The organism is Marivirga sp. (assembly GCF_024636815.1).
Taxonomy (GTDB): Bacteria; Bacteroidota; Bacteroidia; order Cytophagales; family Cyclobacteriaceae; genus Marivirga.
The window spans coordinates 1-7188 of record NZ_JAGXGF010000107.1 but is presented as its reverse complement, the minus strand read 5'-3'; the positions used below and the strand labels follow the sequence as shown (position 1 = coordinate 7188).

Annotated in this window: 5 protein-coding genes; 1 reads left to right on the top strand and 4 read right to left on the bottom strand. The window is 34.9% G+C overall.

What is annotated here, in order from left to right; all coding sequences use genetic code 11:
- Window positions 1-139: 139 nt before the first annotated feature.
- The 3 genes from Q0L29_RS08365 to Q0L29_RS08355 all read right to left on the bottom strand — a co-directional run bounded on the left by Q0L29_RS08365 (window position 140) and on the right by Q0L29_RS08355 (window position 3418).
- Window positions 140-385, bottom strand: coding sequence for a hypothetical protein (locus Q0L29_RS08365; protein WP_296620765.1), 246 nt, complete (start codon window positions 383-385; stop codon window positions 140-142).
- 35 nt (window positions 386-420) lie between these two features.
- Window positions 421-960 (bottom strand): hypothetical protein, encoded by a 540-nt coding sequence (locus Q0L29_RS08360; protein ID WP_296620763.1) that lies wholly within the window; start codon window positions 958-960, stop codon window positions 421-423.
- A gap of 70 nt (window positions 961-1030) precedes the next feature.
- Complete coding sequence (locus tag Q0L29_RS08355; RefSeq protein ID WP_296620761.1) at window positions 1031-3418, bottom strand: right-handed parallel beta-helix repeat-containing protein; 2388 nt, start codon at window positions 3416-3418, stop codon at window positions 1031-1033.
- A 145-nt stretch (window positions 3419-3563) separates the two neighbouring features.
- Between Q0L29_RS08355 and uvrA the strand changes: the two genes are divergently transcribed.
- On the top strand, window positions 3564-6392 hold the full coding sequence (gene uvrA / locus Q0L29_RS08350; protein ID WP_296620760.1) for an excinuclease ABC subunit UvrA: 2829 nt from the start codon (window positions 3564-3566) through the stop codon (window positions 6390-6392).
- Between the two features lie 5 nt (window positions 6393-6397).
- Here the strand turns inward: uvrA and Q0L29_RS08345 are convergent, their stop codons facing one another.
- Window positions 6398-6847, bottom strand: a complete 450-nt coding sequence (locus Q0L29_RS08345; protein ID WP_296620758.1) for a hypothetical protein — start codon at window positions 6845-6847, stop codon at window positions 6398-6400.
- Window positions 6848-7188 lie beyond the last annotated feature (341 nt).

Genomic DNA, 7188 nt, shown 5'->3' with positions numbered 1-7188 from the left:
GAAATTTGATGAAAGGATAATTCGGTTAGTTAGCAGTAAATAAAAAACCGCCTCCAATGGAAGCGGCTTTCCGGCTTAAAATGAAAAAACAACACCTAAACAAACACCTGTTTTGTTTAGGTCTCATTTCCATGTTCAATTACATTTTCAGGGTAATGCCTAATGTTAAATAGCTTAAGGCTCCTCTTCCTCCTTCACCAAACATGGCGAAGTTATCACTAAAGTAATAGCGCACTCCTAAGGCTGGTCTTAAGAATACAATTTCAACATCTCCTTGAAAATTTGTATCCCCTGTGTAGGTAAATACTTCAAAGCCAAAATTGGCTAAAATATATAAATCCCATTTAGAGTCATCGATATCTACATCCAGTTCTTCCTTAAGCAAAGTACTGTAATGAAAAGAACCTCTAGCCCCAAAAGCTATAATGTTAAATAACTTAAGGCTCCTCTACCTCCTTCGCCAAAAATGGCGAAGTTATCACTAAGATAATAACGAACCCCCAAAGCAGGTCTTAAGAATACAAAATCGACATCTCCTTCAAAATTAGTATCCCCATTATAGGTTGTCACTTCAAAACCGAAATTTGCCAAAATATATAAATCCCATTTAGAGTCATCAATATCCACATCCAGTTCTTCTTTTAGCAAAGTGCTGTAGTGAAAAGAACCTCTGGCTCCAAAAGCAACTATATTAAACCCATAGTTAGTATTGAGATAAGAATATCTCCAGCTCTTATAACCTACATAAGGGCCAATTCCAAAATATTCGTGTACGCCTATTTCGTAATTAGCAGTAAGAGCTGGTAAACTATAAGTTTGATTACCAATTAGACCGTATCCATAATTTCCTAATCCTACTCCAGCATTGAATAGATTATCACCTTTTTGGTAGGATTGAGCATTTGTATCTATCGACCAAAGGCTGATTAAAGCAATTAATATTAATGTTAGTTTTTTCATAATTTATTTTTTGTGAAAAATACATGAAGAGTTTTTAGCTCTTCATGTATTAGAAATAATTTGATTAAAATTAAAGAAACAATACGTTAGCTAACCCATTGTTTGCAAAGGTATTATTAGCTTCAATTTCGGCTTCAGGATTTGTACTGGCTGAATTAAGGCTATTCAAAAAGCTATTACTGCTTATTACTACACCAGTTCCATCACCATCAGTAACCGTACAACCATTCATCTTTAATTTCCCTGAATTAATTGCAATATTTGAGAATCTCCAGCCTCCATTTATGTAATCAATTTCAGTACTTCCTGCATGGGAAACTTCAACAAAGCTAAATTCATTTATCTCGGAATTTGATTCAATTAATATTCCTGCCCATTTTATTCCTCCTGCTTGATTAGCAGTTGTGAATTTTATCATATTATTTGAAGTCCCGATAGCTGTAATTGTTCCATTAGCATTTACTTCAAGAGCTACATTCTCATTGAACCTCATTTCAGTTCCTTCTTCTATTACTACATCAGATCCAATTGTAGATGAACCAGTAAATAAATAATAAGCGGCTCCAGAAAGATTAGCTACTGAGAGATTGTTAGAGGTAGTTGAACCGTAAATTGTAACACCATCATCTCCGTTTCCGGTAAATGTAGTATTCCCATCAATTGCCCCTATATCATTAAATTCAATAACAATTGCATAACCACTATTCTCAACAAAATCATTACTTTCGAATATATTAAGAGATTCACTTCCGCAATAAATCCCGTCATTTTTACCATTAGATATTGTGGAATTTTTAATAGTCAATTTCCCATTGTCTTGAATTCCAATATTAGCAGATCTCCATCCGCCATTTTCATAAAATATTTCTGAATTCCCTGCATAAGAAACCTCAACATAATTTAAACTATTTGTAGTGTAACCAGAATTAATATCAAGTCCACCCCAATGCAATCCACCAGAAATATTTGAGGAAGTCATTACAATTTTATTTGTGGCAGTACCTTCAGCAATGATATTACCTGTTGCATTTACTCTAAAAAACACATCTTCATCAAAGGCAAATTCAACACCCTCTCCAATATTTAAAACACTTTCAAGGTCAATTTCGCTTGTTACTCTATATGATTGTTGATTTGCTAGTGCCACAATTGATTGGTCATCAGTCATAGTAGAACCATAAATCCTTACAGAACTTCTAGTTCCGTTTCCAGAAACATCAGAATTGCCATCAATTTTACCTGTCTCATTAAAAGGAATTGAAACTGGATAAGAACTGTTATCTTTAAAATTATTATTTTCAAAAACTTCTAATTCTCCAGCAATGTAAATCCCTTCCTCTTTACTATTAGATACAGTCGAGTTTTTGAGAGTTAATTTCCCATTGGTTTCCACTGCAATATTAGCAGTTCTCCAACCTCCATTTAAATAATCAATTTCACTATTCCCTGCATAAGAAATTTCTGTATAGGTTAATTCATTTTGTAAATAACCTGACATAAAATTTATTCCACCCCAATGTAAGCCAGCAGCTATATTAGAGCTAGTAAATTTAATACTATCATTTTCAGTGCCTACTGCACTTAAAAATCCAGTTGATTGTATTTCTATAAAAGCATTTTCTACCACTTGGACATACACTCCTGCCTCAACAATTAATTCGGCATTGATATCAATACTCTTTGTAATTATATAATCAGGTAAACTTGGATCCTCATATACATTTTCCCAAGTCGTATTCTCATCTACATTTGAATTGATTTCAACAGGTGAAACTTCCGCTTCAATAGTAACTTCTGCTGTACTTTGATTACCATTTCCATCATCAACAGTTAATGAAATGGTATATTCACCAGCTAAATCTGCAGTGAAATCTAAGGTGGCTGTTTGCTCATTCACTAGAGTTGGAGTACTATTGGTGGGAGCAGCAGTCACTTCCCATAAATAAGTTAAATTATCTCCTTCAGGATCTGATGAATTTGCTCCTGATAATTGAACAGTATTACCGACATTAAATACATTATTGCCCTGTTCAATTGATTGTCCGGAATTATCAGTAATTACAGCCGTAGGTGCTTCATTATTATTTACTGTTGCAGTGATAACCACATCGTCCATGTCAGAATTCCCGTCAGGATCTTCTACCGTTAAGGTGGCATTATAAATACCTTCTACATCTGGAACAATTGTTGCTTGCTCACTTGATGAATTGGATATGCTCACGTTACTTCCAGTTGGCGTTTGTGTCAATTCCCAACTAAAGGTTAATGCTCCGCCCTCTGGATCGGAAGAATTGCTCCCATTAAGGGTTACATTGCTTCCTACGAAAGCATTTATGTCAGTACCAGCATCTGCATTTGGAGGTTGTCCAACAGATGGTTCTTCTTTTGTACATGCTACCATAATGAAAGACATGATTAAGAGTGCCCCCCACTTTCTTACTTGTTTAAAATTTTTCATAATTGTTTAGATATAGTTTTTTCTTTCATAATGTTATACACCAACTTTTTCTTAATTGGGTCACATTTTTTAAAATCTAATTAATATTTTTTCTCTTCCCAACAAATTCCTTTTTCTCGGGTTAGCCCTTTATCTTTGTAAGCTTATGGAAGTAGTAGAAAAAATAAATGGTCAGGTTGATTTTGAAAGCCTTGACCCTAAAAAATATATAATCATTAAGGGGGCTCGAGTTAATAACTTAAAAAACCTGAGCGTTGCCATTCCTAGAAATAAATTAGTAGTTGTTACTGGACTTTCTGGATCGGGGAAATCATCCCTGGCTTTCGATACTTTATTTGCTGAAGGCCAAAGAATGTATGTGGAAAGCTTAAGCTCATATGCCCGTCAGTTTTTAGGCAGAATGGAAAAGCCTGAAGTCGATTATATAAGGGGTGTTTCTCCTGCTATTGCCATAGAACAGAAAGTTAATACTCGAAATCCTCGCTCTACGGTAGGAACAACTACTGAGATTTACGATTATATGAAACTCCTTTTCGCAAGAATTGGAGTCACCTACTCTCCTAAAACTGGAAAAAAAGTCACTAGAGATACCGTCACTAGTATTTCAGATGAAATCCATCAGCATAATGAAGGAGAACGCTTTATGGTGTTGGCTCCTTTAATTGTACCTAAAGGTAGAACTTTGCAACAAGAATTAGAATTGCTCCTAAGCAAGGGATATACCAGAGTTGTTCATAAAGATGAGGTATTACAAATAGAAGATATCTTAGAGGAAAATCAATCCTTAAAAAGAAAAGATTTATTTATTCTGATTGACAGGACTTCGGTTCAGAAAGAAGATGAAGACAATCAATTTAGAATAGCTGATTCCATTCAAACTGCTTTTTTCGAAGGTCATGGAGAATGTATCATTGATTATGTGGAATCAGATGGTAAAAAAACATTCAATGACCGCTTTGAATTAGATGGAATTCAATTTGAAGAGCCTTCTATCAATCTGTTCAGTTTTAATAATCCTTATGGAGCCTGCAGAACTTGTGAAGGTTTTGGAAAAGTATTAGGGATAGATGAAGATTTAGTGATTCCTGATAAAACCCTATCCGTTTATGAAGGAGCTATTGCTCCATGGAAAGGTGAAACCATGAAAAAATGGGCAGAACCGCTTCTAAAGCATGGGATTGAATTTGATTTTCCTATCCACCGACCAATAGAAGAATTAACTCAAGAACAATACCAGCTTCTTTGGGAAGGTAATAAATACTTCGAAGGCCTAAATGCTTTTTTCGATCACTTGAAATCGAAAATGCACAAAATTCAGTATCGGGTAATGCTTTCTCGCTATAGAGGCAGAACAGTTTGCCCTGATTGTAAGGGTACCAGATTAAGAAAAGATGCTGGCTATGTAAAAATAAATGATGCCTCTATTATTGAATTGGTCTTAAAACCAATTGATAAATTAATTGAGTTTTTCAATACCATAAAACTTTCAGAAAATGAGCAAAAGATAGCGGGTAGAATTCTTAAGGAAATCAATAACAGATTAGAATATTTGATGGAAGTAGGATTGAGTTATCTCACACTCAACAGATTAACTTCCTCGCTTTCCGGTGGTGAATTTCAAAGAATTAAATTGGCTACTTCCCTGGGGAGTGCTTTAGTGGGCTCTATGTATATTTTGGATGAACCTTCTATTGGTTTGCATCCAAGAGATACCGCTCGATTGGTTAAAGTACTGAAGTCATTGAGAGACATGGGGAATACCGTCATCGTAGTGGAACATGAAGAAGAAGTGATGCTGGAAGCCGATGAAATCATTGATATAGGTCCTGACGCAGGAGTTCATGGAGGAAATCTTGTTTTTCAAGGCAATTTAGAAGAATTAAAAAAAGCTGATAATACGCATACTGCTCGCTTTTTAAATGGAAGTAATGAAGTATCCGTTCCAAAGAGCAGGAGAAAATGGAAAAACAGTATCTCCATAAAAGGAGCTAAAGAAAATAATCTCAATATTAAGGAAGTAAAAATTCCTTTAGAGATTTTGACCGTAGTAACTGGAGTCAGTGGTTCAGGTAAATCTACCTTAATTAAGAAAATATTGAATCCGGCTTTAGCCAAAATGATAGGACAGGGAAGCACAGAAAGCACCGGTAAATTTGATAAGCTAGAGGGTGATTACAAAAAAGTGAAATCCATAGAGTTTGTAGATCAAAACCCTATTGGAAAATCTTCGCGATCTAATCCAGTTACTTATGTAAAAGCATACGATGCCATTCGTCAACTTTTCTCAGACCAGACTTTAGCCAAGCAAAGAGGCTATAAACCTGCCTTTTTCAGTTTTAATGTGGATGGTGGAAGATGTGAAATGTGTCAGGGAGAAGGTATCCAGAAAATTGAGATGCAATTTATGGCTGACATAGAATTGACTTGCGAAAGTTGCAAAGGTCAGCGATTCAAAAATGAGATTTTGGAAATCACCTATTTAGGCAAAAACATAGCAGACGTCTTAGATATGACTGTGGAAGAAAGTTTGGAATTCTTTGCAGGAAATAATCCTATCATCAACAAACTACAACCTCTTTTTGATGTAGGATTGGGCTATATTCGTTTAGGACAATCATCCAATTCCTTAAGTGGTGGAGAAGCGCAAAGAGTGAAATTAGCTTCTTACTTAGGAAAAGGAGGCAGCTTAAAAAATGATCATAACCTATTTATTTTTGATGAGCCTACTACAGGATTGCATTTTCACGATATTAAAAAATTACTGGAATCCATCAATGCATTAATTGAACAAGGAAATTCCGTAATCATCATAGAACATAATATGGAAGTGATCAAAACAGCAGATTGGATAATCGACCTTGGTCCTGAGGGTGGTGCAAAAGGTGGTAAAGTTGTTTTTGAAGGGCTACCAGAAGATATGGCGAAGATAAAAGGTAATCATACTGCTCAGTTTTTGAAAGAGAAACTGAAGTAATTGTATTAATCTAACTTATTCAATTTGAAAGTATAAAATCCATAATCATCATAAACTTCCAGGTTTAAATTGTTAAAGCCTATTTTCGTGGCATTACTATAGAAATTGAATCTTTCACGGTGGATATAATCTAAGAATTCCATATCTAGTGTATAAATTCTTTCATTTCCATCGTGATATTGGGTCTTGTCCAGCGTTAAAAACCAATCACCACTAAAGTAGGCGTCTAATGAAGCGTCATAGTATTCGGCATATCCATCATCATAAAAAGTGACCTGATCTCCTCTGTAATCTTCAATTAAATTTTCCCTAAAAATAGCATGATCACCTTTATAAAAAGCTCGGTCAAAATACCATGTGCCTTCTATTCGATTCTCTCTCCTTTCTAATCTACCTCTTTCGGTACAAGAAGAAATAAAAATAACAATCAGTAAAAAGAAAGATAGCTTTTGCATAGGTCTGATTTTTGATTTAAAAAACTAAACCAAAAATCAGACCAATTTAGATTTATTTGTGACTATGACCTGGTTCATAAATCAACCTAATAAAACTACTTAAGCGCTCTTTTTCTCTAATATTGTTCAATTTTTTTTAAATACCTATTAACCTGAGTTCGATTCTTATTTAGGATTCAGAACGTCCGCCAGCTGGCGGATGAGTTTCAACTAAAAATTCTGAAACAATAGCAGGCTATTGCAAGGGGTTTTTAGGAAGAAAATCGCTGTTTATAGGCGGAAAGGGGAAAACTTTTCCATAAAATCCAATATACTGCGTTGTCTTTCCTCGATATAGCTCG